The sequence below is a fragment of the Shewanella sp. A22 genome, assembly GCF_053850585.1.
In genome coordinates this window covers 1-26109 of the sequence record NZ_JBSQBN010000016.1, presented here as the reverse complement: position 1 = coordinate 26109, position 26109 = coordinate 1, and the positions used below count along the sequence as shown (strand labels likewise).

The window sequence follows — 26109 nt, the reverse complement described above, 5'->3', positions numbered from 1 at the left end:
GGATCAGTAAACTGGCCGCTTCATTTAAATCGAGCTTTTACTCTATGTAGGCCGATTTATGCAGTTTGAATCTACAACACAGAGAATCATAATGAAAAAAACAGTGTTAACACTGGCTATTAGCGCCATTGTATTCGGGACAACGACTCAAGTATACGCAGCTGGTTTTCAACTAGCAGAATATTCTGCAACAGGTTTAGGCCGTGCATTTGCTGGTGAAGCAGCCATCGCTGACAATGCGTCAACTCAAGCGCGTAATCCGGCGATGTTGTCATACCTTGAAGGCCGCCAAGTGTCTGCTGGTGGTATTTATGTTATGCCCAATGTTGATGTGGTTGGTGATATCGGTATTTCGTCGTCGCTGTTTGGCGCAGACCCTTTAATGATAAATGCCGATGCATACGATGTTGCGGATAATGCACTTGTTCCCAACTTTTATTATTCAAACCAACTGAATGAACAGTGGACTTGGGGCCTTGCGGTTAATTCAAATTATGGTTTGGCTACCGATATTCCAGTGGCGGATGCCGCAGCTATTTTTGGCAGTAAAACCTCAATTACCACAGTCGAATTTAACCCAAGTCTTGCTTATCGTTTTGATGACTCATTCTCGGTAGGTGCTGGCTTGCGTATTGTCTACGGTGAGGGTGAAGTGGGGGCGACTGCGCCGGGTTGGATTGATGCGCTTAAAGCTAATTTACCTACCAGTATTAGTACTGGTTTACCCTCAGGTGGGACAGACCTTAAATCAATGGAAGGTGATGATGTTGGGTACGGTTGGAAAGCGGGCGCTAGCTGGCAAATTAACTCAGCAAACCGTATTGGTTTAGCTTATCACAGCAGTGTAGACCTTAAGTTGGATGGTCATGTTGCTGGCGTTATATATAACGGTGGCCAAGATATCGAAATAGAAGGCTACTTGCCAATTGAATTACCTGCATTTGCAGAGCTAGCTTCTTACCATCAATTAACCGAAAACTGGGCGATGCATGCTAGTGTAAATTGGACTGAATGGAATGTGTTTGAACAGTTAGTTGCTTATTTTCCTGGTGACGTTAAACCTGTTGGTGATGTAGAGTCCAATGTTGTTAAAGAAGAGAACTTTGAAGATAATTGGCGTTATGCACTTGGTACAACATATACACTAAATGATCAGTGGACATTACGTGCGGGTATGGCATTAGATAAAACCGCCGTTGACGATAAACATCGTACCACAACTATCCCTGACTCTGACCGTTTATGGTTTAGTGTTGGTACTGGTTATCAAGTCTCCAAAAATTTGAATATTGATGTTGGAGTGACTTATATTCGTACTCATGGTGATGCGCCAATTACTGAAACACAAGATTTAGTAAACTTAGCATCTATAGAATTTGCTGGCGAAGCCACTGGTCATGTGTGGTTAACGGGTGTGCAGTTAAACTATAAAATGTAATTGCTTTATTTGATTTAACTCATAAAGGGCCTCGTATTTACGGGGCTTTTTTGTGTGATATCTATTCATATGGACATTAAAGAAATACTTTATTCTATGCACAGTTATTGATTGTGGCTTAATGAGCATCTGTGTTGTCTCTACATTTGAGGTTTAGCCACATGATCAGATGATTAACGTGATAAGTATTATTCATTATGTTGGAGGGGGGAGATTTGCAGTAGATACTTGCTTGCATTACTTCTAGCTGTCGATGTACGATGTGAGATTCTTTATTAAACAGATAAATCATATAAAAATAATCATATAGAAATGGTATAGGAAATCAAATGGTTGCTAAAAAATACATTGTCGCATTAGATCAAGGCACCACAAGTTCTCGTGCCATTGTGTTTGATCACCAAGCGAATATTGTTGCCGTTGCGCATCGTGAATTTACTCAACATTATCCGCAGGCAGGTTGGGTAGAGCATGACCCTATGGAGATATGGTCTTCACAAAGTTCAGTACTTGTTGAGGTACTGACTCGTGCGGGGATTAGTCGTCATGATGTTGCCGCGATTGGCATTACGAATCAGCGCGAAACGACGATTGTCTGGAATAAGCATACAGGTAAACCTATTTATAACGCCATTGTTTGGCAATGTCGTCGCAGTCAAGTGATTTGCCAGCGCCATAAAGCCCAAGGTGTGGAAGATATGGTTCGTCAAAAAACCGGGCTAGTACTTGATCCGTATTTTTCAGCATCAAAAATTGAGTGGATTTTAGATCATGTTGAAGGCGCTCGAGAACTTGCTGAAGCAGGTGATCTATTGTTTGGTACTGTTGATACCTGGCTAGTGTGGAAGTTGACTCAAGGTGAAGTGCATGTGACCGAACCGACTAATGCTTCTCGGACCATGTTATTTAATATTCATGATCTACAATGGGATCAAGAGCTGCTCGATCTGTTTAATATACCTAGGGCAATGTTACCTGAAGTAAAACCCTCTTGCGCAATATACGGTTATACGGAACTTGCAGGTAATCATGTGCCCGTTGCTGGGATGGCAGGCGATCAACAATCGGCGTTATTTGGCCAATTGTGCATTGAGCCTGGGATGGCTAAAAATACCTATGGTACTGGATGCTTTTTGTTGATGAATACGGGCGATAAAGCTGTAGAGTCAACCCATGGTTTGTTAACGACCATTGCTATTGGTGCTGATACAAAGGTGAATTATGCCTTAGAAGGCTCGGTATTTATGGGGGGCGCAGTGATTCAGTGGTTGCGCGATGAGTTAGGCCTTATTGCAGATGCTTGTGACACTCAATATTTTGCCGACAAAGTGGATGACACAAATGGGGTTTACTTGGTGCCAGCATTTGTGGGCTTAGGTGCACCATATTGGGATGCCGATGCTCGTGGTGCCATTATAGGATTAACTCGTGGCGCTAATCGCAATCATATTATTCGTGCAGCGTTAGAGGCCATTGCTTATCAGTCACGTGACGTGCTTGATGCCATGAGCAAAGATTCTAATGTGCCATTAACCGAAATCCGTGTAGATGGCGGTGCGGTTGCTAATGATTTTTTAATGCAATTCCAAGCTGATATTACAGACGCCAAAGTCATCCGTCCTTTAGTCACTGAAACGACTGCAATGGGGGCTGCTTTTTTAGCGGGTTTGGCTGTTGGGGTGTGGAAATCGACTGATGAATTGCAAGCAATGTTATCAACTGAGCGGGAATTTACATCGACAATGGACATTGAGACTCGTGTTAAGTTGTATCAGGGATGGAAGCAGGCTGTGTCGCAAGTCAGTCCCAATGTGTAATCTTGTTTAACTGTTTTCTACACTTCAATGTCTATAAGGTGGCTGGCGGTTTCTCCACGGGTTGAGAATCGCTTGTCTGTTTTCATTCGTTTAATTCGGCTACCAAAATTTTTCTTTTCATCTATGGTGCGCGGTTTTGCGCGTCTTTCTTGGCGCGGAGTTTCTTGACGTAAAATGGGTGTTTTATGAAGATGACTCGGTGGCAATTGTGACTGAGGTGCTTCATGGCTATCAGCGCTAATAGCGCTAACATTCTTAACTTGCTCAACAATCCTCTTTCGCTCACTCACCGCTTTTACAGGCCTAGCTAGCATGGCATATATGCTGTCAATACTCATGTTGTGCTCCTGTCGTGGTGAAACCATTGTTAATGCTGATCATCATAACTGTTTATCGACACAGTTTGATTAAAATTTAATCTTTTTTAAATGGGAATGGCTTTGTTGACACTGGATACTCTTGATTAATATGAACCATATTATTTTCTGGAATTAGTATATGAGTGACCATTAACACCCATGAGCACAGTAATGTGGCTCCTCTACACCTTTATAAATACAGTGTTTATTTTTGTGTTGTGTAATTCACTGCCATTATTGAAAGCTGTTAATAATTGTTTACTCAAGGGATTAAGAATAATTAACTGTGATTGCAAGATGCATTGATAAAATACAACACCCTCATGATGATGGCGTTAGAGGTAATCTTGAATACATTAAAGCTTTAATATGATGACGATTAACATCGAGCCTAGGCCGGATAACGGCAATGAGCATAATATGGCGCGGCTTTTTAACGGTGTAAAGTTGACTTAGTTAACCATTTTTAGGTTTTTAATGAAGACAAGCTTGGGTGATTGATCAAAGTGGCAAGTCAAGGATGAAGTGTTTTAACGATTAAATAAGATTAATTTAAACGCTTGCGTGTCAGTCATAGTCGATAAAGTGATCGTTATGTCTCTGGTTTTACTCATTTACCCTGATTTTCGGCTGTTTTTTACAGGCGACCCTATCATTAATCCTGCTTAATATTAATATGCTGCTAACCCGCTTGGGGTCTGGATTTAATATATCTATCCATCCCTTGACAAGACTTGCATAGAGTCCCTAAACTTAGCATTGGTGGGAGAAAGTGGATCATTGTGGATCAAATGCTAAAAAAAGAGGTGTAATAACGTGTTTCGTGGCGCTAGTGCAATCAACATGGATGCTAAAGGACGGATCGCTATTCCAGCGCGATACCGTGAAGCATTACGTGTCGATCATGGCGGCACCGTAATTATGACCGTTGACATTGAAGCCGCCTGTTTGCTGATTTATCCATTACATGAATGGGAGCAAGTTGAGGCAAAGCTGAGATTGCTTTCTGATACCGATCCGCTTGAACGCTCCTTTAAACGAAAATTACTAGGTCACGCACAAGATTGTGAACTAGATAGCCACGGACGTATTGTGATTCCGCCGGCTTTACGCAGTTTCGCCAGTTTAGAAAAGAAAACCATGCTGGTGGGCTTACTGAATAAATTTGAATTATGGGAAGAGTCAGCTTGGCAACAGCAAATGGATGATGGCAATGTGCTCATTCAAAGCCAAGATTTAGCCAGCAATGATCGCTTGGCCAACTTTTCACTGTAGTGACCAAAAAGGTTAGATGAACCCAATGAGCCAAGAGTTTGCCCATTTATCTGTATTACTGAGTGAGACCGTTGACGGACTCAATATCCAAACTGATGGCATCTACATTGATGGCACGTTTGGCCGTGGTGGACATTCACGTCATGTTTTAAGCCATTTGGGTGAAAAGGGTCGTTTAATTGCAATCGATCGTGATCCACAAGCTATTGAAGCAGCAAAGCAGTTTGCTGATGATCCTCGATTTCAAATCGTACATGGGGGCTTTGGCCAATTAGCTGAGTATGTCGAAGATCTTGGATTAACTGGACAAATTAATGGCGTGTTACTTGACCTTGGCGTGTCGTCTCCACAGTTAGATGATGCTGAACGTGGTTTTAGTTTCTTACGCGATGGGCCGCTTGATATGCGTATGGACAATAGCCAAGGACAAACTGCAGCACAATGGATTGCCCGTGCTGAGATTGAAGATATGGCTTGGGTATTTAAAACTTACGGTGAAGAAAAAAACTCGCGCCATATTGCTCGTTGTATTGCCGCAGATCGTGAAAAAACGCCATTTTTACGCACTAAAGATTTAGCAGATTTAATTGCGCGGATTACTAAAAATAAAGAGCGTAATAAGCACCCAGCAACACGAGTGTTCCAAGCTATTCGTATTTATATCAATAGTGAACTAGAGCAAATTGATCAAGCTCTTGAGGGGGCTTTAACGGTGTTAGCACCTCAAGGACGTTTATCTGTGATCAGTTTTCACTCGCTAGAAGATCGCATGGTAAAGCGTTTTATTCGTCGTCACAGCCAAGGTGAAAGCGTGCCACACGGACTGCCTATCACCGAAGCCGAAATTAATAAATCACGTAAGTTAAAAGCAGTCGGTAAAGCAATGAAACCTTCTGATGCAGAATTAGAGCAAAATCCACGTGCACGTAGCTCGGTGTTACGAGTTGCCGAGCGTCTAAATTATTAAAAATACTGAGGCTAATGTGAGTCAATCATCATTAAATTTACCTCGGATTGTGCTACATGATATTTGGCATCACAAATGGGTGCTGCTGTTAAGTGTACTAATTGTGTTAAGCGGTGTGTCTGTCGTTTATACCAGTCACGTTACACGTCAGTTGATTACCCAATGGGATCAACTATTACAAGAGCAAGATCGCTTAGATATTGAATGGCGAAATTTATTACTAGAAGAACAATCGCAATCTGAACACAGCCGTGTTACGCGGATGGCAACCAAAGAATTAAATATGGCTCGGCCGCTTCCAAAAGAGGAAGTTATCATTCGAGCCCGATGAGCATAGGGATAATGGCTAGACAAGCAAAGCAAAAATTAACTCACGAACTTATTCCATGGCGTTTATACGTTGTGGTGGGCTTCGTGTTGTTGTTATTTTGCAGTCTAATTGCACGAGCGGCTTATATTCAAATTATTGAGCCGGATAAACTGCGGCATGAAAGTGATATGCGCACTTTGCGCACAACCAGCAATCAAGTGCAACGAGGGTTAATAACCGATCGTAATGGCGATATGTTAGCGGTGAGTGTTCCTGTTCGTGCTGTGTGGGCCGATCCTAAACATGCCCATGATCAAGACGCATTTAAAGATATGCGCCGTTGGCAAGCATTAGCAGATGTATTGCAAGAACCTGTTAATGAACTTGTCAATAAAGTTAAGAACAATCCTAAAAAACGCTTTGTATACCTTAAACGCCAAGTGACATCAGCTGTAGCAGATTATATTGAGCAGCTGAAAATTGGGGGGATTTACCTTAAATCAGAATCTCGCCGTTATTACCCCTCAGGTGAAATTGCAGCACAATTAATTGGTATTACTAATATTGATGATGTGGGAATTGAAGGTATTGAGAACACTTATAATACTTGGTTAACAGGAACTCCCTCTAAACAAAAAGTACGTAAGTCCCGTGATGGTAGTGTCGTTGAACGCTTAGATATAGTTCAAGAAGGCGAAAGTTCGAACGATATCGTGCTAAGCATTGACCAACGTATTCAGCAGCTTGCTTATCGCGAACTGAAGCGTGCCACCGAAGTCTATCAGGCTACTTCAGGCTCTGTGGTGGTTATTGATGTCCTTACTGGTGAAGTGCTAGCGATGGCTAATACTCCTTCATATAACCCCAATGCCCGAGATAACCTTCAACCACATAGAATGCGCAATCGCGCATTAACGGACACATTTGAACCTGGTTCAACCATTAAACCCTTTGTTGTTGCTGCAGCGCTAGAAGCTGGCACAGTTAAAGCCAATGAATTGATAGCAACATCTCCTGGGTGGATGCGGATCGGCGGTCGTCAAGTTCGCGATTCCCATAATTATGGTGACATGTCACTGGCTAAAATTTTAGTTAAATCGAGTAACGTTGGTATCAGTAAGTTGGCGTTGTCTATTCCAGTACAGCAATTGTTGGGCACGTATCAGTCGATGGGGTTAGGTAATTATTCGGGCATTAATTTAACGGGTGAAAGTGCTGGGTTAATTCATGATCGTAATCGTTGGTCTGATTTTGAGCGCGCCACATTATCGTTCGGTTATGGTTTTACGGCGACGCCGCTACAAATTGCCCGCATGTATGCCACGCTTGGCAGCGGAGGCGTTTTGTATCCAGTATCAATTTTGAAGCTAAGACAAGCCCCTAAAGGTGAACAAGTCATTTCAACTCAAGTTGCTCATGACGTGATGAAAATGTTAGTGGGTGTGACAGAATCGGGAGGCACGGCGACCAAAGCACATATTGATGGTTACCCCGTTGCGGGTAAAACGGGCACTAGCCGTAAAGCAATTGCTGGGGGATATGGTGATGACTATGTTGCCTTGTTTGCTGGTGTTGCCCCTGTTCATAATCCGCGTTTGGCTATTTCTGTTGTCATTAACGAGCCAAAAGGTGACAAATATTATGGTGGCGATGTCGCTGGCCCTGCTTTTGCTAAAATAATGTCAGGTGCTTTGCAAATGCTTAATGTTGAACCGATTTCAGAGCGGGAGGCCGTTCATTTGGTCGCTGCGCAGGGAGCGCAAAATGATGTTATTAAATGACCTATTAGCGCCGTGGTTTCATTATTCAGGTCGCGAATCAATTAGCGGACTGACACTAGACAGCCGTGAAGTTGGATCTGGCGGTTTATTTGTGGCGTTGCCTGGACATAAAGTGGATGGCCGAACATTTATTCCTCAAGCGATTAACGCGGGGGCGACGGCACTACTGGTGCATACCGATAATCCTGATGAGCACGGTATAGTCGATCGAATTCAATATGCTATCCCGTTAGTCTATTTTTTCCAATTAGGCCGCCAATTATCCGCAGTTGCGGCGCAGTTTTATTTATCAAACAACAAATCCTTATCTTTGATTGGAATAACTGGTACCAACGGCAAAACCTCAGTAAGCCAAATTATTGCTCAAATTGTACATTTACTCGGGCATAAAGCCGCTGTGATGGGGACATTAGGTAATGGTTTATGGGGACAACTTGTTGATAGTGGTAACACCACGGCTGATGCTGTGACTGTGATGCGTCAACTTGGCGAGTTTTCTGCCCAAGGCGCAGAGTTGTGTGCCATGGAAGTCTCAAGCCATGGCTTAGTACAAGGGCGTGTTGAGGCAGCCCCATTTGAGATTGCGGTCTTTACCAATTTAAGCCGCGATCATCTTGATTACCATGGCGATATGGATTCTTACGCTGCCGCCAAAAAACGTTTATTTAAATTTCCTAGCCTAAAACATGGTGTTATTAATATTGATGATGCTATCGGATCCAAATGGTTGACCGAATTGGCAGATGGAAAAAATAAATCTTTCAGTATTGAAGGTAATACTTTAGCCGATTTTTATTGTGATGCTATTGAGTATCATGACGCAGGTGTGACTGCGAAATTACACTATCCATCTTTAAATGGACATGGACAGTTATCAGCACAAATTGAGTCACCATTATTAGGGGCATTTAATTTATCCAATCTGGTTGCCGTTATTGCAGCTTTGTATTTGCAAGGCACTGCAATGGCTTCAATATTAACGGTTGTGCCTAATTTAGTGCCAGTTGCAGGTCGTATGGAACGATTTTCATCACTTAATAAAGCCACTTTAGTCGTCGATTATGCCCATACACCAGATGCCATTGAGCAAGCATTAAGAGCATTGCGAGTACATTGTAAAGGTACTCTTTGGTGCGTATTTGGTTGTGGTGGCGATCGTGATAAAGGCAAGCGACCATTAATGGCACAAGCTGCTGAGCAATATGCGGATAAAGTGATGATCACTAGTGATAATGCTCGCAGTGAAGATCCACAAACCATTATTAATGATATTTTGCAGGGTATTAGTCAACCACAAGGTGTGCTTACCCAGGTCGACCGTATTCAAGCTATTACTCATGTTGCAGCATTAGCCAAGGCGGATGACATTGTATTACTTGCAGGTAAAGGCCATGAAACCTATCAAGAAATAGCTGGTCAACGTATAGATTATGATGAACGAGCTCTAGCCCTTAGGCTGTCTAAGGAGGCGTTATGATCCGTTTATCTTTATCTGCTTTAGCGCTACATCTCAATGGTACCTTAACGGGTGATGATCAGGTGATTAGTGCTGTTAGCACTGATAGTCGAAAAATTGATCCTCAATGTTTATTCATCGCCTTAAAAGGCGAGCGTTTTGATGGCCATGATTTTGCTGAAACCGCAATAAAAAATGGCGCACAAGCCCTCTTAGTTGATCATCTACTGCCTTTTGATGTGGCGCAAATTATTGTAGTCGACACACAAAAATCCATGGGCAACATTGGCGCACTTGTACGTCAACAGATTGACCCAATTTGTGTTGCCCTTACTGGCTCTAATGGCAAAACTAGCGTTAAAGAAATGCTGGCTACCATTTTATCGCAGCATCATCAGGTGTTGTTTACTGCCGGTAATTTTAACAATGAAATTGGTGTGCCATTAACTTTACTGCGTTTAAGTGAAGGTGATGAATATGGAGTATTTGAACTAGGGGCAAATCATCGAGGTGAGATTGATTACACCTCTTCGTTAGTTCAACCCCAAGTGGCGTTAGTTAATAACGTCGGCAGTGCCCACCTTGAAGGTTTTGGTTCACTCGATGGTGTGGCCGAAGCTAAATCAGAAATTTTCAATCATTTGGGCAAAGACGGCACCGCGGTGATTAATGCTGACGATAAGTATGCAGATTTTATGGTGCAACGGTCGCAAGGGCGAAAACAGCTGCTTTTTTCCCGTGAAATGAATGCCGTTGCAGATGTGACTGCGACAGATATTGTGACCGATACCAATGGGTGTTATCAATTCACATTAACCTTTGGTGAACAGCATAGCGTGGTGCAATTGCCTTTGGCGGGTCTGCATCAAGTAAGCAATGCGCTTGCCGCTGCATCGATATGTATAGCATTAACTATTCCGCTTAATGTTATTGCGCAAGGCTTAGTATTACTCCAACCAGTAAAAGGACGTATGCAACCATATGTTCTTGGTCGTGTTCTGTTAATTGATGATAGTTATAATGCGAATCCAACATCGGTAACGGCAGCAATAAATTGGTTGCAACAACGTGATGGATATCGTTGTTTAGTACTGGGAGATTTGGGTGAATTAGGCGACAATGCTGCCCCTTTGCATACCCGTGTTGGATTGCAGGTTAAAGATTCAGCGATAGAGGCTTTATTTTGTTGTGGACAGCTTTCGTCTCATACCAGTCAGGCTTATGGTAGTGAACATTTTTATGATCAGAATGCATTAATCGCGGCATTACAAAAACAGTTAGCCAGTATTAACGGTAATGTTACCGTTTTAGTTAAAGGTTCCCGCAGCGCCGCAATGGAGCGGGTTGTGGACAGTTTATTAAATGCCTATGGGCGTGGGGAGTTAGTGTAGATGCTGGTTTATCTAGCCGAGTATTTAACCCAATTTTACTCTGGGTTTAACGTTTTTTCATATGTAACGTTTCGGGCTATTTTAGGTTTGTTAACGGCATTGGTATTTAGTTTGTGGTGGGGACCAATTTTGATCAAACGTTTGCAAATGTTGCAAATTGGTCAAGTGGTTCGCGATGACGGCCCTGAGTCGCATTTTAGCAAACGTGGTACGCCTACCATGGGCGGAATACTAATCCTCGCAGGTATTTTTATCAGTGTGTTGCTGTGGGGCGATTTATCTAATCGTTACGTATTAGTCACTTTATTTGTATTAGCCAGTTTTGGTGCCATTGGTTTTATTGATGATTACCGTAAAGTCGTCAAAAAAGATACTAAGGGTCTTATTGCTCGCTGGAAATACGCGCTGCAATCTATTGCTGCGATTATGGTTGCGGTGTTTTTATATAGTTCATCAACCATGGGCGGCGAAACACAACTTGTGGTGCCATTTTTCAAAGACGTTATGCCACAACTTGGGTTTATGTTTATTTTATTGGCTTATTTCACCATCGTTGGTGCGAGTAATGCGGTAAACCTAACCGATGGTTTAGATGGTTTGGCTATTATGCCAACGGTGATGGTTGCGGCAGCTTTTGCATTGATTGCATATTTGTCTGGTCATGCACAATTTGCCAGTTATTTGCATATCCCTCATTTACCATTGGCAGGTGAGTTAGTGATTGTGTGTACGGCGATGGTTGGTGCTGGTTTAGGCTTTTTGTGGTTTAACACATACCCAGCACAGGTCTTTATGGGTGATGTGGGGTCATTAGCATTAGGCGCTGCGTTGGGTGTCATTGCCATTTTAGTTCGTCAAGAAATTTTATTGGTGATTATGGGGGGCGTATTTGTAATGGAAACCGTATCGGTGATCTTACAGGTGGGCTCGTATAAATTGCGTGGCCAACGTATTTTCCGTATGGCACCTATCCATCATCATTATGAGTTAAAAGGATGGCCAGAACCGCGTGTAATTGTGCGCTTTTGGATTATCTCGTTGTTTTTAGTGTTACTGGGCCTAGCGACTCTTAAATTACGCTAAACAATCAATAAAGGTCAGTATTATGCAAACTCAATACACGCACATCGTTTTAGGCTTAGGGGCAACAGGGCTCTCAGCCGTGCGTTTTTTAGTGGCTAAAGGTATTAAGCCTTTAGTGATGGACAGCCGTCGTAATCCGCCTGGTGCGGTGGCGTTGGCACAAGAGTTTGCTGATATAGAGTTACTTGCGGGCGGTTTTGATTGCCGTTATTTAGTTCAGGCCAAGCAGATTATCATTAGTCCGGGTGTACCGATCGATACTCCTGAAGTTCGGGCAGCGGTTGATATGGGCATTGAGGTCATAGGCGATGTTGAACTATTTGCTCGTGAACTTGCCGAGCGTAAACCTTGTGTGGTGGGTATTACGGGGTCAAATGGCAAGTCTACTGTGACAACATTGGTTTACGACATGTTGCGTGCAGCCGGCATGTCTGTAGCGATTGGTGGCAACATTGGTACTCCTGCTTTGGATTTACTTGCTGATAATATTGATTTTTATGTACTGGAACTGTCGAGCTTTCAACTCGAAACCACTCATTCATTAAACTGTATTGCGGCAACATGTCTCAATGTTAGCGAAGACCACATGGATCGTTATAGTGACTTAAACTCCTATCGCGAAGCCAAATTACGTTTATATACACAAAGTCGTTTTGTTATGTATAACCGTGACGATCGGTTGACTTATCCCTTAGAACCAATGAATCAAAATAATTTTGGTTTAGGCGTTCCTGAAGGAGATGAGTGGGGATTAAGCGATGGCAAAATTTTTCATGGTGACAGTGAGATTATTAATTTAAGTGATGTCAGGTTAATTGGTAGCCATAACCATGCAAATTTATTAGCCGCTATGGCATTAGCTGACGCTTGTGGTGTAGCTAAAGATGCCATGATTGCAGTGGCGAAAAGCTTTGTTGGCTTAAGTCATCGTTGTGAGTTGATTGCGATTAAACAAGGTGTTTCTTATATCAATGACTCTAAAGCGACCAATGTTGGTGCGACAGTTGCTGCACTTGAAGGACTCAATTCGCATTTAGGTGATTTGTATTTAATTGCTGGTGGCGATGGTAAAGGCGGCGATTTTAGCCCGCTTGCAGGACCATTAGACAATATTACTCAATTGATAACTCTGGGCCGAGATGGACCTAAAATAGCGAAATTGAAAGCGGATTCATTGCAAGTGGCTAGTATGGCCGAAGCAGTGACAAAAGCCGCTGAATTAGCAACTTCTGGTGACATAGTGTTGTTGTCTCCAGCTTGTGCCAGTTTAGATATGTATAAAAACTTTATGGCCCGCGGTGATGATTTTAAACAGTGCGTGGAGTTGTTAGCCGATGGCGAATAACGAGCAGCAATTAAGCTTGTTTAAGCGAGGTCTTAATTGGTCTTTACCCTCGTTGTTATCAGATAATCATGCTCCAGGTATGCAGTTATATGATCGTAGTTTTTTAGTCGCGATTGTTGGCTTGATGTGTTTTGGCTTTGTGATGGTAATGTCTGCTTCGATGCCCGAAGCGACAAAGCTAACAGGTGATCCATTTTATTTTATGTACCGCCATGCGCTTTATCTTGTTGGCTGCGTGTTGATAGCATTCGTGGTATTGCGGTTCGAGGTTAGTTATTGGGAAAAAAACAGCGGCATGTTGATGTTAGCTGTGTTGATATTATTAATAGCGGTTTTGTTTATCGGTACATCTGTTAACGGGGCAAGGCGTTGGTTGTCTATCGGTCCCATTAGGATCCAAGTCGCTGAAATGGCGAAATTTGTATTTATTGTCTATATGGCCGGTTATTTAGTGCGTCGCCATGGTGAGTTACGCGAAAACCGCAAAGGTTTTTATAAACCTATTGTGGTTTACGGATTGTTTGCTGTGCTGATTTTGTTACAGCCAGATCTTGGTACTGTTGTTGTGCTGTTTGTGTGTACCGTCAGCTTACTGTTTTTAGCTGGTGCGCGTATAACTGACTTTATGGTGTTGATATTACTTGGTGTGGCAACGTTTGTATTGCTGGTGCTGTTTGAGCCTTATCGTATGCGACGAGTGATATCATTTATCGACCCATGGGAAGACCCATTTGGCAGCGGCTACCAATTAACACAATCCTTAATGGCTTATGGTCGAGGTGATTGGTTTGGGCAAGGGCTAGGTAACAGTATTCAAAAGTTAGCGTATTTACCCGAAGCACACACTGATTTTATCTTCGCGGTGATCGGTGAGGAGCTTGGTTTTATCGGGATTATTTTGGTGTTATGTACATTATTTTTTATTGCGATACGTGCAATTAGACTAGGTAATTTATGTTTAAAAATGCAACGTCCTTTTGAAAGTTATGTAGCTTATGGTGTGGGTATTTGGGTTTGTTTTCAGACCGTAGTTAATGTAGGGGCCAGTATTGGTATGTTACCCACTAAAGGGTTAACTCTACCGTTTATTAGCTATGGTGGCAGTAGTTTGTGGATCATGACCGCGGCGGTGATGTTACTTGTTAGGATTGACCATGAACGTCGTGTGAGTTTGGTGCAGGCAGTACAAGGGAGAACACATTAATGAATAGTAATATTAGCAGTTCTCCTAAGATATTGATTATGGCTGGTGGTACGGGTGGACATGTTTTTCCTGCACTTGCAGTAGCGAAGTATTTAACTGAAAAAGGCTGGCAAGTTCGTTGGTTAGGTACTGCCGATCGTATGGAGTCGCGCTTAGTGCCTCAACATGGGTTTGATATTGAATTTATTGATATTAAAGGCGTGCGTGGTAATGGACTCATTCGTAAATTAGCTGCGCTATTTAAAATTATACGATCAATTATCCAAGCTAAAGCTGTTATTGACGATTTTCAGCCTGATGTGATTTTAGGCATGGGTGGATTTGCTAGCGGCCCCGGTGGTGTTGCCGGTAGGTTGTCCGGCGTACCGCTGGTATTGCATGAGCAAAATGCGATTCCAGGGTTAACCAACAAACTGTTATCAAAAATCGCTAAAAAGGTATTGTGCGCATTTCCTAATACTTTTGCTGATAGCGTGGCTAATGTTGAGGTTGTGGGCAATCCTATTCGACAAGAATTAATTGACTTAGGTGCTCAAATTAAAGCGTCACAAGCTGATGCATTACGCGTGCTGGTTGTTGGTGGCAGTTTAGGCGCAAAAGTGTTGAATGATGTGATGCCTTCTGTCGTTGCTCATTTATGCAAGCATCACTCTTTGACCGTTTGGCACCAAGTGGGTAAGAATAACCATGCCACGGTGAAAGCAAGTTATCAACAACTTGGACAATCAGACAGTGTAAATGTTGCTGAATTTATTGATGATATGGAAGCGGCTTACCGTTGGGCAGATGTTGTTGTATGTCGCTCTGGAGCGCTTACTGTATCAGAGCTTGCTGCAGTGGGACTGCCGAGTATTTTAGTACCGTACCCCTATGCAGTTGATGATCATCAAACCGTAAATGCATCCGTTTTAGTGGATGCTGGCGCAGGTTTTTTATTGCCTCAAACCATTTTAAATGCAGATAATCTCGCGGAAAAACTGCAATTATTTGCTGAAAATAGACATGAACTGGCTCAAATGGGCCACAAAGCAAGAGGTGTAGCAGTATTAGATGCAACTCAACGAGTAGCTGATATTTGTGCCTCATTTGCGAGAAAGGGTTGAAATGACAAAAACAGAAAGATATGCACAACTTCGTAGCATGATCCCTGAAATGAGACGAATTAAGCGCATTCATTTTGTTGGCATCGGTGGTGCTGGCATGGGTGGTATTGCGGAAGTGCTTGTGAATGAAGGTTATCAAGTGAGTGGTTCGGATATCGCTGTAAATAGTGTAACTGAACGTCTAAATCGCTTAGGGGCAAAAATCATTATCGGCCATCAGGCCCAAAGCGTTGAGCAGGTAGATGTGGTTGTAGTGTCAACCGCCATTAACCCACAAAATCCAGAGATACTTGCTGCTAAAGAATTGCGCATTCCGATTGTGCGCCGTGCAGAAATGCTCGCTGAGTTAATGCGTTATCGCCATGGTGTAGCCATTGCGGGCACTCATGGTAAAACAACGACTACAAGTTTGATTGCCAGTGTATATGGTCAAGCTGATCGCGACCCAACATTTGTCATTGGCGGATTATTAAATAGCGCTGGCACCAATGCACGTTTAGGCACTAGTCGTTACCTAATTGCAGAAGCTGATGAAAGTGATGCAAGCTTTTTACATTTGCAACCTATGGTCAGTGTCATCACAAATATCGAAGCCGATCATATGGACACTTATGGTGGTGATTTTGAGAAATTGAAAACCACTTTTGTCGATTTTTTACATAACCTGCCATTTTATGGTGTAGCGGTAATGTGTATTGATGATGATGTGATCCGCGAAATTATGCCACGTATTGGTCGCCATGTTGTGACCTATGGTTTTAGTGATGATGCCGACGTGCAGGCAATCAATTTTGCTCAAAATGGTCATCAGTCAAGCTTTTCTGTTAAACGTCATGGTAAAGATGATTTAGACATTGTGTTAAATTTACCTGGCCAGCATAACGTGTTAAATGCATTGGCAGCGATAGCCGTCGCCAGCGAAGATGACATTGATGATAGTGCGATTGTGCAGGCATTAGCAGAATTTGAAGGTATTGGTCGTCGCTTTCAACATTTAGGTGAATTTGAGACACCTAATGGCAGTGTGATGTTAGTGGATGATTATGGCCATCACCCAAGTGAAGTGTTAGCGACGATAAAAGCTGCACGAGCAGGTTGGCCGGATAAACGCTTAGTCATGGCATACCAGCCACACAGGTACAGCCGTACTCGTGACTTATATGAAGACTTTGTTGATGTATTGTCACAAGTTGACTGCCTGCTACTGTTAGATGTTTATGCCGCAGGTGAAGCGCCAATACCTGGAGCCGATGGACGGGCTTTGTGTCGTTCAATTAGATTGCGTGGTCAATTAGACCCTATTTTTATTGCCAGTCCAGATCAACTTGCCGCAGTATTACCTGATGTATTGCAACAAGGTGATTTATTTATGACTCAGGGCGCAGGCAACATAGGTGCTTTATCGAAAGAGTTAGCTCAAAATAATTTGGGTTGTAATTTAGTGGCAGAGTAACAATAAAGCAATTGATTTATAGTGTTATTTTGTTTTTAAAACGAGCTTTAATCCTATTTGGTAGGTCGATATAATGACCCATCTTTTGGGGGTTAACTCAGGAACAATGTCAGAGGCGGATTTAAGGTGTCGTGGAGCGATAAAGGACGGCAATTAAAACATAAACTGGCTCGTGTTAATTGGTATTTTTGTACTGGTTTACTGTTCTTAAGCTGTGTGCTTGGCACCGTAGTGTGGAGTGGTGTGCAATTACACAATTTGCTCAATGACGCCGATGCATTACCAATAAAAGCCGTTGCCATTAAAGGCGAGCGAATTTATACCACCGATGATGAAATCAAAAATGCATTACAGTCCATGATGCAGAACAGTTTTTTTAATGCCGATGTTGTGGATGTACAAAAAGCATTAGAAGCATTGCCCTGGGTTTATCATGCGTCAGTAAGACGAGAATGGCCGGCAAAGTTTAAAGTTACTTTGCAAGAACAGCAAGCAGTCGCTCACTGGAATCAAGTGTCTTGGCTCAATGTAAACGGTGATATTTTTGATGCATTAGCACATGCTGAACATGATGCCTTGCCCCAGCTTTATGGTCCAGAAGGGACTGAAATGGAAGTATTAACAAGTTATAAACAGTTAGATGATTTATTAACAATAAATGAATTTAAGTTAGCCAGTTTACGTTTAAGCCCGCGCCATGCTTGGCATGCAATACTAGCAAACGGGATTGAGATTGAGCTTGGACGAGAAGATAAAATGTCACGGATACAACGTTTTATTAATGTGTATCCTACTTTGAAGCAAAGTGAAAAACCAATTGCGACCGTTGATTTACGTTACGATACCGGGTTCGCTGTAGGTTGGGATGATTCAAAAAAGAGAGTCGACAATAAATGACCAAAAATCAGGAAAGAAACCTCATCGTGGGGTTGGATATAGGGACATCAAAGGTCGCAGTGATCATTGGTGAAGTATTACCTGATGGTGAAATTAGTGTTATTGGTTTAGGTAATCATCCTTCTCGCGGTATGGATAAAGGCGGCGTGAATGATCTTGACTCTATTGTGCGCAGCGTGCAAAGAGCGCTAGATCAAGCAGAATTAATGGCTGATTGCCAAGTGTCATCTGTTTATTTGAGCATTTCGGGTAAGCACATTGCTTGTCAAAACGAAAATGGCATGGTGTCCATTAACGATGAAGAAGTCACCCAAGAAGACGTAGATAATGTCATACATACCGCTCGCTCGGTGAAGATCCCGACTGAACGCCGTATTTTGCATGTATTGCCACAAGAATACTCTATCGACGTGCAAGACGGTATTAAAAGCCCGATTGGTATGTCTGGTATGCGCATGGAAGCCAAAGCGCATATTGTGACTTGTGCTAACGACATGGCCAAAAATATTACTAAAAGTGTTGAGCGCTGTGGTTTAAAAGTTGATGACTTAGTGTTTTCAGGCATTGCCTCTGCCGACTCAGTATTAACCAATGATGAGAAAGATTTAGGTGTATGTATCGTCGATATTGGTGGTGGAACGACCGATATTGCTGTATATACCAACGGCGCATTACGTCATTGTGCAGTTATTCCGGTAGCGGGTAACCAAGTTACCAGTGATATTGCCAAAATATTCAGAACACCGTTAACCCATGCCGAGCAAATTAAAGTGCAGTTTGCCAGCGCCAGAAGTTCAACGGTAAGCCGTGAAGATAGTATTGAAGTACCATCGGTGGGAGGGCGCCCATCACGGAGTATGTCACGACATACACTGGCTGAAGTGGTAGAGCCAAGATACCAAGAATTGTTTGAGCTTGTTCTCAAACAGTTACAAGATAGCGGTCTAGAAGATCAAATTGCAGCAGGGATTGTACTCACTGGAGGTACGTCTTCAATATCGGGTGCAGTAGACATTGCAGAGGCAACTTTTGGTATGCCTGTTCGTGTGGCATCACCGTTGCCTGTAAAAGGATTATACGAATACGTGGATCAACCTGTTTATTCTACAGGAATAGGGTTGCTTCATTATGGCGCAAGGCGAGTAATCGAACGTCAGTTCGAACGACCTGAGCGTCAAGGGGTTACCAGCTTTTTGAATCGGGTCAAAAGTTGGTTTAAAGGTGAATTTTAATAACGCAGACAAACGGAGATCAGACAATGTTTGAGATCATGGATACTCATTCAGACGAAGCGGTGATTAAAGTCATCGGCGTCGGTGGCGGTGGCGGAAATGCTGTCGAACACATGGTAAAGCACAGCATCGAAGGTGTTGAATTTATCGTCACAAATACAGATGCACAGGCACTACGTAAATCAGGTGCCGGTTCAACTATTCAACTTGGTCGCGACGTGACCAAAGGCCTAGGAGCAGGAGCAAATCCAGATGTAGGTCGCCAAGCCGCTGAAGAAGACCGCGAGAATATTCGCGCAGCAATTAAAGGATCAGACATGATCTTTATCGCTGCAGGTATGGGCGGTGGAACAGGTACTGGTGCAGCGCCTGTCGTGGCGGAAATTGCCCGTGAAGAAGGTATTCTGACCGTTGCTGTAGTCACAAAACCGTTTCCATTTGAAGGCAAAAAGCGTATGGCATATGCCGAGGTTGGTATTGCCGAGTTAGCCAAGCATGTGGATTCATTAATTACCATCCCCAACGAAAAGTTATTAAAAGTATTGGGTCGCGGCACTTCATTGCTTGATGCCTTTGCTGCAGCTAACAATGTATTATTGGGTGCTGTTCAAGGTATTGCTGAGCTAATTACTCGCCCAGGTTTAATTAACGTCGATTTCGCCGATGTGAAAACCGTTATGTCTGAAATGGGTAATGCCATGATGGGGACAGGTGTTGCTCGTGGTGACGACCGTGCTGAAGAAGCTGCAGAAGCGGCTGTTGCGAGTCCATTACTTGAAGATATCGACCTAGCCGGAGCTCGCGGTGTGTTAGTTAACATTACAGCTGGTATGGACATCACCATTGAAGAGCTTGAAACTGTGGGTAACCATGTTAAAGCGTACGCATCTGATAATGCAACCGTTGTTGTTGGTGCCGTGATCGATCCTGAAATGAGCGACGAGTTACGTGTGACCGTTGTTGCTACGGGTATAGGTGCAGAGAAAAAGCCAGACATCCAATTGGTGTCCAAACCTGTGGCACGCCCAGAACCCGTTGCCATTGAGCCTCGTCCTGAGCCAGTTGATGACGTTGTGCAACAAAGTTATGCTGTGCCAAAAGGGAATGCTGTACCACAGCCACAACCAACACCGCGTACCGATGCAGACTATCTTGATATTCCAGCATTTTTACGTAAACAGGCTGATTAATCTACGGATAAACCGCTATGTTTTTGTGTGACTAATGAACGATATAGTTCAGTGATGGTTTTTTGTAAGCGGGTTCACGGATCTGCACAATACAGTTTGGTGTTTTTTTTGTGAAAAGCCAAACTTATGGTAGCATGATGAACCAGTTATGCATGATAACCTTAGGTTTTTTTGCAACTATTTGTTTAATATTGATATTTACGGGTTACTGAATGATTTTTCAAAGAACTGTTCAAAAAATGGTGAAGAGCACTGGCGTTGGATTACATTCCGGCAATAAAGTGACTCTATGCATTATGCCCGCACCAGTAAATACAGGGATTGTACTCAAACGTACCGATCTTAGCCCAGTTGTGTCTATTCCAGCAAAGGCAGATTTAGTGCGCGAAACTACTATGTGTACCGCCCTAGTAAATGATGCTGGTATTAGAATATCAACCATTGAGCATTTGTTTGCGGCACTTGCTGGCTTAGGTATTGATAATGCCATTATCGAAGTTGATGCGCCAGAAATCCCGATTATGGATGGCAGTGCAAGTCCATTTGTGTTCTTACTGCAAAGTGCAGGTATTAAAGAACAGGCCGCGGCAAAAAAATACCTGAAAATTACCAAGCCTGTGCGAGTTGAAGATGGTGATAAATGGGCCGAGTTAAAACCTTTTAAAGGGTTTAGAGTTGATTTTAAAATTGACTTTGCTCACCCAGAGATTGCCCGTAGTCAACAGCACATGGTTATGGATTTTTCGACGTCAGCATTTGTGAAAGACATTAGTCGTGCCAGAACATTTGGTTTTATGCGGGATATTGAATACCTACGTGCGAATAATCTTGCACTGGGTGGCAGCATGGAAAATGCAGTTGTACTTGACGAGTATCGTGTATTAAACCCTGATGGTCTGCGTTATGAAGACGAATTCGTTAAGCATAAGATCCTCGATGCATTTGGGGACTTATATGTCGCTGGTCATGCAATTGTTGGTGAGTTTTCAGCTTACAAAACCGGTCATGCATTAAATAATCAACTTGTTCGAGCATTACTGGCTCAGCAAGATGCGTGGGAGTTAGTTAGCTTTGACAAAGAAGCTGATGTACCTGTCAGCTTTATGGTTCCAGGAGCGTTAACACACGCTTAACTGGTTAAGATTGCCTATTACGGCTGGCTAATGCAGCCAGCCGTTTTAGTTTTTCACCTAAAGAACCATCGACATGCTCAGCTAATGCTTCAATATGTTGTGCCGCAGTGGTACTGAGCACATTTTGATTAGCTTGAGGTTGAGCTTTTGCTAAGGCAAGCCCAGGATTAACTTTTACCTCAATGGCGGTAAGCATTGGGATAGTTTCAGTTTGAAGCTGTTTTAATAATTTCTGCTTTTGAAAGTTTATTCTCGCAGCCCATGCTGCTGACGTGGTTTCAATAACAAGAACACCCTGGCGGAGGTTAGCGACTTTTAGCTGCTCAGCCACAGGACCATTTAGCATCTGTTTTACATAATGATTCAGATTATTAAGTAGTTCTGCTTTCTCGGCCAGTTCAGGCAGTCTTCCAGACAAATGGACTAAGTTGCTGAGATCTTGAGGGGGCTTTTTCATATGATAATAAGATGGCTGAATTAGGCTATGAGTGTAACAGTTTTTATCCAAGGTCGAAATGGTGTAACGCGCTGGCAACCTAGTAAGCGTTGGTTACTCCTACCTATTATCCTAATGGCCACTGGCACAGGAATATATCAATATAGCACTGAGCGTTTTGCTAACCAACAAGCGAAAGTTGATGAAAATAAACAACTGCGCCAACAGCAAAAGCAACAAGTGATAGAACTCAAAGCGGCAACAGAAACCCAATTGGCAACTCTGGTTGCTCATGTCGCAAAAATGCAAGCCAAAATCACCCGACTTGAAGCTCTTGGGCAGCAAGTAGCGCAAAATAACCTCCTCGATGAGCAGTTCGACTTTTCTACAGAAGTCGGTATCGGTGGGTTAAGCGAAATCGGCAATGGTGTCGAATTAAGTCAGCTTATTGATGATATGAATAAGCTGGCATCTAGAATTGATAATAATAATGTTCAGCTATCACTACTTGAAACGGTAGCATCTAATCTCCATATAGATGAAGAGCGTTATATATCAGGGCGGCCAATCGATAAAGGTTGGTTATCTTCGCCCTATGGTTTACGAAATGACCCTTTTAATGGCCGCCGAACAATGCATAAAGGTATTGATTTTGCAGGTAAAGAGGGGGCAGATGTTATTGCGACCGCAGCAGGCGTAGTAACATGGTCAGGAAGCATGTTTGGATATGGCGAGCTAGTTGAAATAGATCATGGAAATGGTCTACACACTCGGTATGGACATAATAAATCTCTGTCAGTAAACGTAGGTGACGTCGTTGCCAAAGGCGATAAAATTGCCAGTATGGGAAGCACAGGCCGTTCAACTGGCCCCCATGTGCATTACGAAGTGCTGCGTGGTAAACAACAAATAGATCCACAGAAATACGTCTACCGCAAAGCAGGTTAATAATATTAACGGTTAATGCGCTCAAATGAGCCAAACCTACAACAGATAAGTGATGAAAATGTTAGGCAAACTACTGACAAAAGTATTCGGAAGTCGCAACGACCGCACCCTGAAAAGTCTTGGAAAAATAGTCATTCAAATTAATGCATTAGAAGCTGATTATGAAAAGCTTTCCGATGAAGATCTTAAAGCAAAAACTGCGGAGTTTCGTACACGCTTAGAAAATGGCGAAACACTCGATGATATCATGGCCGAAGCATTTGCTGTGGTGCGTGAAGCATCAAAGCGTGTGTTTGACATGCGCCCATTTGATGTCCAGCTTCTCGGCGGCATGGTACTTGATAGCAATCGTATTGCAGAAATGCGAACTGGTGAAGGTAAAACATTGACAGCAACACTACCTGCTTACCTTAATGGGATAACAGGTAAAGGTGTTCACATTATTACCGTCAATGATTATTTAGCAACACGAGATGCGGAAAATAACCGTCCGTTGTTTGAATTCTTAGGATTAAGTGTCGGAATTAATATTGCCGGTCTAGGCCAATTCGAAAAGAAACAAGCTTACGATGCAGATATCACCTACGGAACGAACAACGAGTTTGGTTTTGATTATCTACGTGACAACATGGCTTTTTCACCACAAGAACGCGTCCAACGTCCATTGCACTATGCTCTTATCGATGAAGTCGATTCAATTTTAATTGATGAAGCCCGTACTCCGTTGATTATTTCTGGTGCTGCTGAAGACAGTTCAGAGCTGTACGCTAAAATCAATTTATTAATCCCTAGCTTGATCCGTCAAGACAAAGAAGACACTGAAGATTATGTAGGTGAAGGTGATTATAGTATTGATGAAAAAGGTAAGCAGGTTCACCTAACAGAACGTGGACAAGAAAAGGTTGAATTGCTTCTTATTGAAAAAGGCATGTTAGCTGAAGGCGACTCACTGTATTCCGCTACTAATATCTCTTTATTGCACCACGTAAATGCTGCTTTACGTGCTCATACCTTATTCGAGAAAGATATTGACTACATCGTACAAGACGACGAAGTCATTATTGTCGACGAACATACAGGTCGTACTATGCCTGGCCGTCGCTGGTCTGAAGGCTTGCATCAAGCTGTTGAAGCTAAAGAAGGTGCAAAGATCCAGAATGAAAACCAGACTCTGGCTTCAATTACGTTCCAAAACTATTTCCGTCAATACGAAAAACTTGCCGGTATGACTGGTACAGCAGACACTGAAGCATTCGAATTCCAACATATTTATGGTTTGGATACCGTTGTAGTTCCTACTAACCGTCCGATGGTTCGTAACGATATGGCTGATTTAGTCTATCTGACGGCTCCAGAAAAATACGCCGCCATTATAAAAGACATAGAAGGTTGCCGTGAGCGTGGTCAGCCAGTACTTGTAGGTACAGTATCTATTGAGCAATCTGAAATATTAGCATCGTTATTGAAAAAAGCTAAAATCCCACATAACGTCTTGAATGCCAAGTTCCACGAGAGAGAGGCCGAGATTATTGCTCAGGCAGGCCGCATTGGCGCAGTAACCATTGCGACCAACATGGCAGGTCGTGGTACCGATATCGTATTGGGTGGCAATTGGAAAGTTGAAGTTGAAGCTCTGGCAAATCCAACTGCTGAGCAAATCGCTAAAATTCGTGCAGATTGGCAAATTCAACATGATAAAGTCCTAGAAGCCGGTGGCTTACATATTTTAGGCACAGAACGTCATGAATCACGTCGTATCGATAATCAGTTACGTGGGCGTGCTGGTCGTCAAGGGGATGCGGGGTCTTCACGTTTTTATCTATCAATGGAAGATAGCTTGATGCGTATCTTCGCGTCAGACCGTGTGTCAAGCATGATGAAAAAGCTAGGCATGGAACATGGTGAGGCTATCGAACACCCTTGGGTGTCACGTGCAATTGAAAATGCTCAACGTAAAGTTGAAGCGCGTAACTTTGATATCCGTAAGCAATTACTCGAATACGATGATGTTGCTAACGATCAACGCCAAGTTGTTTATGCACAGCGTAATGAGTTAATGGATGCTGAAAGTATTCAAGACACTATTCAGAATATCGAGCAAGACGTCATAAGCGGTATTGTCGACCAATATATTCCGCCACAATCTCTTGAAGAACTCTGGGATATTCCGGGGCTTGAACAGCGATTGGGTAATGAGTTTGGCTTAAACTTAACTATTCAAGAATGGTTAGATAAAGATGATAATTTGCATGAAGAGACTTTACGTGAGCGAATTGTCACGTCATGGAGTGAAGCATACAAAGCTAAAGAAGAAATGGTTGGTGCTCAAGTCTTACGCCAATTCGAGAAAGCTGTAATGTTGCAAACACTCGATGGACTCTGGAAAGAGCATTTAGCGGCAATGGATCATTTACGTCAAGGCATTCACTTACGTGGCTATGCGCAAAAAAATCCAAAGCAAGAATACAAACGTGAATCATTCGAACTATTTCAGCAAATGCTCGAATCATTAAAGAATGATGTCATCAGTGTATTGTCTAAAGTGCAAGTGCAAGCACAATCAGATGTTGATGAAATGGAACAGCGTCGACGTGAGGAAGAAGCAAAGATCCAGCATGCTTACCAACACGGCATCGCAGAATCATTAACTGATTCTAGCGAGAAAGTACCAGAAGCACCACGTACAGTCATTCGTGAAGGTGAAAAAATTGGCCGTAATGATCCTTGTCCATGTGGTTCAGGTCAAAAATACAAACAATGTCATGGAAAATTAAGTTAACTAATTATTCCTTGATCAAAAAGGCAGCGTTTATACGCTGCCTTTTTGATTTCTAATATTGCAAAAAACCAAATAGAACAGGTTTGTTGTGGATAAGTATGGGGGTAAATGGTGTGTATCATGTAGTTAAGTGGTTAAATGATAAAAAGAGCATATTTTTATCTAAAATCACTTGCACTAAATCTTGAGCTGCCTATAATGCGCATCCACTGACACGGCATACAGCGAAAGCGAAAACCGGTTAGTGTTATTAACAGTCACTTAAGTGGTGTTGATAACGGGCAAAAAGAAGTTTGAAAAAACACTTGACGCCATAAAGGGAATGCGTAGAATACGCAGCCCTGACCAACTGAAACGGTCAACGCTCTTTAACAATTTATCAAGTAATCTGTGTGGACATTCACAGGTATTGAGTTATTCGAAATTGTCTTCTGTTCTTCGGAATGTAGGCAATCAAAAATTTAACTCGATGATGAGAATGTTCATAGTAATATGACACTACAGCAATGTAG

General features: G+C 42.6%; 21 protein-coding genes. 19 read left to right on the top strand and 2 right to left on the bottom strand.

Annotated features, from left to right (window positions below; genetic code table 11):
- Positions 1–91 precede the first annotated feature (91 nt).
- Together ACWXWT_RS04940 and glpK are read left to right on the top strand one after the other, a co-directional pair.
- Positions 92–1438, top strand: coding sequence for an outer membrane protein transport protein (locus tag ACWXWT_RS04940; protein WP_456040506.1), 1347 nt, complete (start codon positions 92–94; stop codon positions 1436–1438).
- Between the two features lie 329 nt (positions 1439–1767).
- Positions 1768–3255: a glycerol kinase GlpK gene (gene glpK / locus ACWXWT_RS04935; RefSeq protein WP_456040505.1), complete on the top strand. Its 1488-nt coding sequence runs from the start codon at positions 1768–1770 to the stop codon at positions 3253–3255.
- 17 nt (positions 3256–3272) lie between these two features.
- On the opposite strand, the gene ACWXWT_RS04930 is transcribed toward glpK, so the two are convergent.
- Positions 3273–3593: a hypothetical protein gene (locus ACWXWT_RS04930; RefSeq protein WP_456040504.1), complete on the bottom strand. Its 321-nt coding sequence runs from the start codon at positions 3591–3593 to the stop codon at positions 3273–3275.
- 837 nt (positions 3594–4430) lie between these two features.
- Between ACWXWT_RS04930 and mraZ the strand changes: the two genes are divergently transcribed.
- The 15 genes from mraZ to lpxC all read left to right on the top strand — a co-directional run bounded on the left by mraZ (position 4431) and on the right by lpxC (position 21434).
- The gene (gene mraZ / locus ACWXWT_RS04925; protein ID WP_456040503.1) at positions 4431–4889 is read left to right on the top strand and encodes a division/cell wall cluster transcriptional repressor MraZ; all 459 of its coding nucleotides are present in this window, start codon (positions 4431–4433) and stop codon (positions 4887–4889) included.
- Positions 4890–4914: 25 nt separating this feature from the next.
- Positions 4915–5856, top strand: a complete 942-nt coding sequence (gene rsmH, locus ACWXWT_RS04920; RefSeq protein ID WP_456040524.1) for a 16S rRNA (cytosine(1402)-N(4))-methyltransferase RsmH — start codon at positions 4915–4917, stop codon at positions 5854–5856.
- 16 nt (positions 5857–5872) lie between these two features.
- Positions 5873–6187: a cell division protein FtsL gene (gene ftsL, locus ACWXWT_RS04915; protein WP_456040502.1), complete on the top strand. Its 315-nt coding sequence runs from the start codon at positions 5873–5875 to the stop codon at positions 6185–6187.
- Between the two features lie 11 nt (positions 6188–6198).
- Positions 6199–7947, top strand: a complete 1749-nt coding sequence (locus ACWXWT_RS04910; protein WP_456040501.1) for a peptidoglycan D,D-transpeptidase FtsI family protein — start codon at positions 6199–6201, stop codon at positions 7945–7947.
- Positions 7931–9424 carry a UDP-N-acetylmuramoyl-L-alanyl-D-glutamate--2,6-diaminopimelate ligase gene (murE, locus tag ACWXWT_RS04905; RefSeq protein WP_456040500.1) on the top strand — a complete coding sequence of 498 codons (1494 nt, stop codon included), beginning with the start codon at positions 7931–7933 and terminating at the stop codon, positions 9422–9424. Before ACWXWT_RS04910 ends, murE begins: the two co-directional genes overlap by 17 nt.
- Positions 9421–10794, top strand: a complete 1374-nt coding sequence (locus tag ACWXWT_RS04900) for a UDP-N-acetylmuramoyl-tripeptide--D-alanyl-D-alanine ligase (RefSeq protein ID WP_456040499.1) — start codon at positions 9421–9423, stop codon at positions 10792–10794. The genes murE and ACWXWT_RS04900 overlap by 4 nt, the downstream gene beginning before the upstream one ends.
- Positions 10795–11877: a phospho-N-acetylmuramoyl-pentapeptide-transferase gene (mraY, locus tag ACWXWT_RS04895; RefSeq protein ID WP_456040498.1), complete on the top strand. Its 1083-nt coding sequence runs from the start codon at positions 10795–10797 to the stop codon at positions 11875–11877.
- A 22-nt stretch (positions 11878–11899) separates the two neighbouring features.
- On the top strand, positions 11900–13222 hold the full coding sequence (gene murD / locus ACWXWT_RS04890) for a UDP-N-acetylmuramoyl-L-alanine--D-glutamate ligase (protein ID WP_456040497.1): 1323 nt from the start codon (positions 11900–11902) through the stop codon (positions 13220–13222).
- Positions 13212–14426, top strand: a complete 1215-nt coding sequence (gene ftsW, locus ACWXWT_RS04885; RefSeq protein ID WP_456040496.1) for a cell division protein FtsW — start codon at positions 13212–13214, stop codon at positions 14424–14426. The genes murD and ftsW overlap by 11 nt, the downstream gene beginning before the upstream one ends.
- A complete protein-coding gene (gene murG, locus ACWXWT_RS04880) occupies positions 14426–15529 on the top strand; it encodes an undecaprenyldiphospho-muramoylpentapeptide beta-N-acetylglucosaminyltransferase (protein WP_456040495.1) in 1104 nt (367 codons plus the stop codon). The genes ftsW and murG overlap by 1 nt, the downstream gene beginning before the upstream one ends.
- Before the next feature lies 1 nt (position 15530).
- Positions 15531–16982, top strand: a complete 1452-nt coding sequence (gene murC, locus ACWXWT_RS04875) for a UDP-N-acetylmuramate--L-alanine ligase (RefSeq protein ID WP_456040494.1) — start codon at positions 15531–15533, stop codon at positions 16980–16982.
- Positions 16983–17108: 126 nt separating this feature from the next.
- Positions 17109–17879, top strand: coding sequence for a cell division protein FtsQ/DivIB (locus ACWXWT_RS04870; protein WP_456040493.1), 771 nt, complete (start codon positions 17109–17111; stop codon positions 17877–17879).
- The gene (gene ftsA, locus ACWXWT_RS04865) at positions 17876–19111 is read left to right on the top strand and encodes a cell division protein FtsA (RefSeq protein WP_456040492.1); all 1236 of its coding nucleotides are present in this window, start codon (positions 17876–17878) and stop codon (positions 19109–19111) included. The genes ACWXWT_RS04870 and ftsA overlap by 4 nt, the downstream gene beginning before the upstream one ends.
- Positions 19112–19137: 26 nt before the next feature.
- On the top strand, positions 19138–20301 hold the full coding sequence (ftsZ, locus tag ACWXWT_RS04860; protein ID WP_456040491.1) for a cell division protein FtsZ: 1164 nt from the start codon (positions 19138–19140) through the stop codon (positions 20299–20301).
- A 212-nt stretch (positions 20302–20513) separates the two neighbouring features.
- A complete protein-coding gene (gene lpxC / locus ACWXWT_RS04855) occupies positions 20514–21434 on the top strand; it encodes a UDP-3-O-acyl-N-acetylglucosamine deacetylase (RefSeq protein WP_456040490.1) in 921 nt (306 codons plus the stop codon).
- Positions 21435–21438: 4 nt separating this feature from the next.
- On the opposite strand, the gene ACWXWT_RS04850 is transcribed toward lpxC, so the two are convergent.
- The gene (locus ACWXWT_RS04850) at positions 21439–21891 is read right to left on the bottom strand and encodes a DUF721 domain-containing protein (protein ID WP_456040489.1); all 453 of its coding nucleotides are present in this window, start codon (positions 21889–21891) and stop codon (positions 21439–21441) included.
- Between the two features lie 27 nt (positions 21892–21918).
- On the opposite strand from ACWXWT_RS04850, the gene ACWXWT_RS04845 reads away from it, so the two are divergent.
- Positions 21919–22818 (top strand): M23 family metallopeptidase, encoded by a 900-nt coding sequence (locus ACWXWT_RS04845; protein ID WP_456040488.1) that lies wholly within the window; start codon positions 21919–21921, stop codon positions 22816–22818.
- 58 nt (positions 22819–22876) lie between these two features.
- Complete coding sequence (secA, locus tag ACWXWT_RS04840; protein WP_456040487.1) at positions 22877–25597, top strand: preprotein translocase subunit SecA; 2721 nt, start codon at positions 22877–22879, stop codon at positions 25595–25597.
- The last annotated feature ends 512 nt before the right edge of the window (positions 25598–26109 follow it).

Bases quoted from the DNA above. Each gene is read 5' to 3' on its own strand.
- ACWXWT_RS04940 (WP_456040506.1), top strand. From the start codon at position 92: ATGAAAAAAACAGTGTTAACACTGGCTATTAGCGCCATTGTATTCGGG.
- glpK (WP_456040505.1), top strand. From the start codon at position 1,768: ATGGTTGCTAAAAAATACATTGTCGCATTAGATCAAGGCACCACAAGT.
- ACWXWT_RS04930 (WP_456040504.1), bottom strand. From the start codon at position 3,593: ATGAGTATTGACAGCATATATGCCATGCTAGCTAGGCCTGTAAAAGCG.
- rsmH (WP_456040524.1), top strand. From the start codon at position 4,915: ATGAGCCAAGAGTTTGCCCATTTATCTGTATTACTGAGTGAGACCGTT.
- ACWXWT_RS04910 (WP_456040501.1), top strand. From the start codon at position 6,199: ATGGCTAGACAAGCAAAGCAAAAATTAACTCACGAACTTATTCCATGG.
- murE (WP_456040500.1), top strand. From the start codon at position 7,931: ATGATGTTATTAAATGACCTATTAGCGCCGTGGTTTCATTATTCAGGT.
- ACWXWT_RS04900 (WP_456040499.1), top strand. From the start codon at position 9,421: ATGATCCGTTTATCTTTATCTGCTTTAGCGCTACATCTCAATGGTACC.
- mraY (WP_456040498.1), top strand. From the start codon at position 10,795: ATGCTGGTTTATCTAGCCGAGTATTTAACCCAATTTTACTCTGGGTTT.
- murD (WP_456040497.1), top strand. From the start codon at position 11,900: ATGCAAACTCAATACACGCACATCGTTTTAGGCTTAGGGGCAACAGGG.
- ftsW (WP_456040496.1), top strand. From the start codon at position 13,212: ATGGCGAATAACGAGCAGCAATTAAGCTTGTTTAAGCGAGGTCTTAAT.
- murG (WP_456040495.1), top strand. From the start codon at position 14,426: ATGAATAGTAATATTAGCAGTTCTCCTAAGATATTGATTATGGCTGGT.
- murC (WP_456040494.1), top strand. From the start codon at position 15,531: ATGACAAAAACAGAAAGATATGCACAACTTCGTAGCATGATCCCTGAA.
- ftsA (WP_456040492.1), top strand. From the start codon at position 17,876: ATGACCAAAAATCAGGAAAGAAACCTCATCGTGGGGTTGGATATAGGG.
- ftsZ (WP_456040491.1), top strand. From the start codon at position 19,138: ATGTTTGAGATCATGGATACTCATTCAGACGAAGCGGTGATTAAAGTC.
- lpxC (WP_456040490.1), top strand. From the start codon at position 20,514: ATGATTTTTCAAAGAACTGTTCAAAAAATGGTGAAGAGCACTGGCGTT.
- ACWXWT_RS04850 (WP_456040489.1), bottom strand. From the start codon at position 21,891: ATGAAAAAGCCCCCTCAAGATCTCAGCAACTTAGTCCATTTGTCTGGA.
- ACWXWT_RS04845 (WP_456040488.1), top strand. From the start codon at position 21,919: ATGAGTGTAACAGTTTTTATCCAAGGTCGAAATGGTGTAACGCGCTGG.
- secA (WP_456040487.1), top strand. From the start codon at position 22,877: ATGTTAGGCAAACTACTGACAAAAGTATTCGGAAGTCGCAACGACCGC.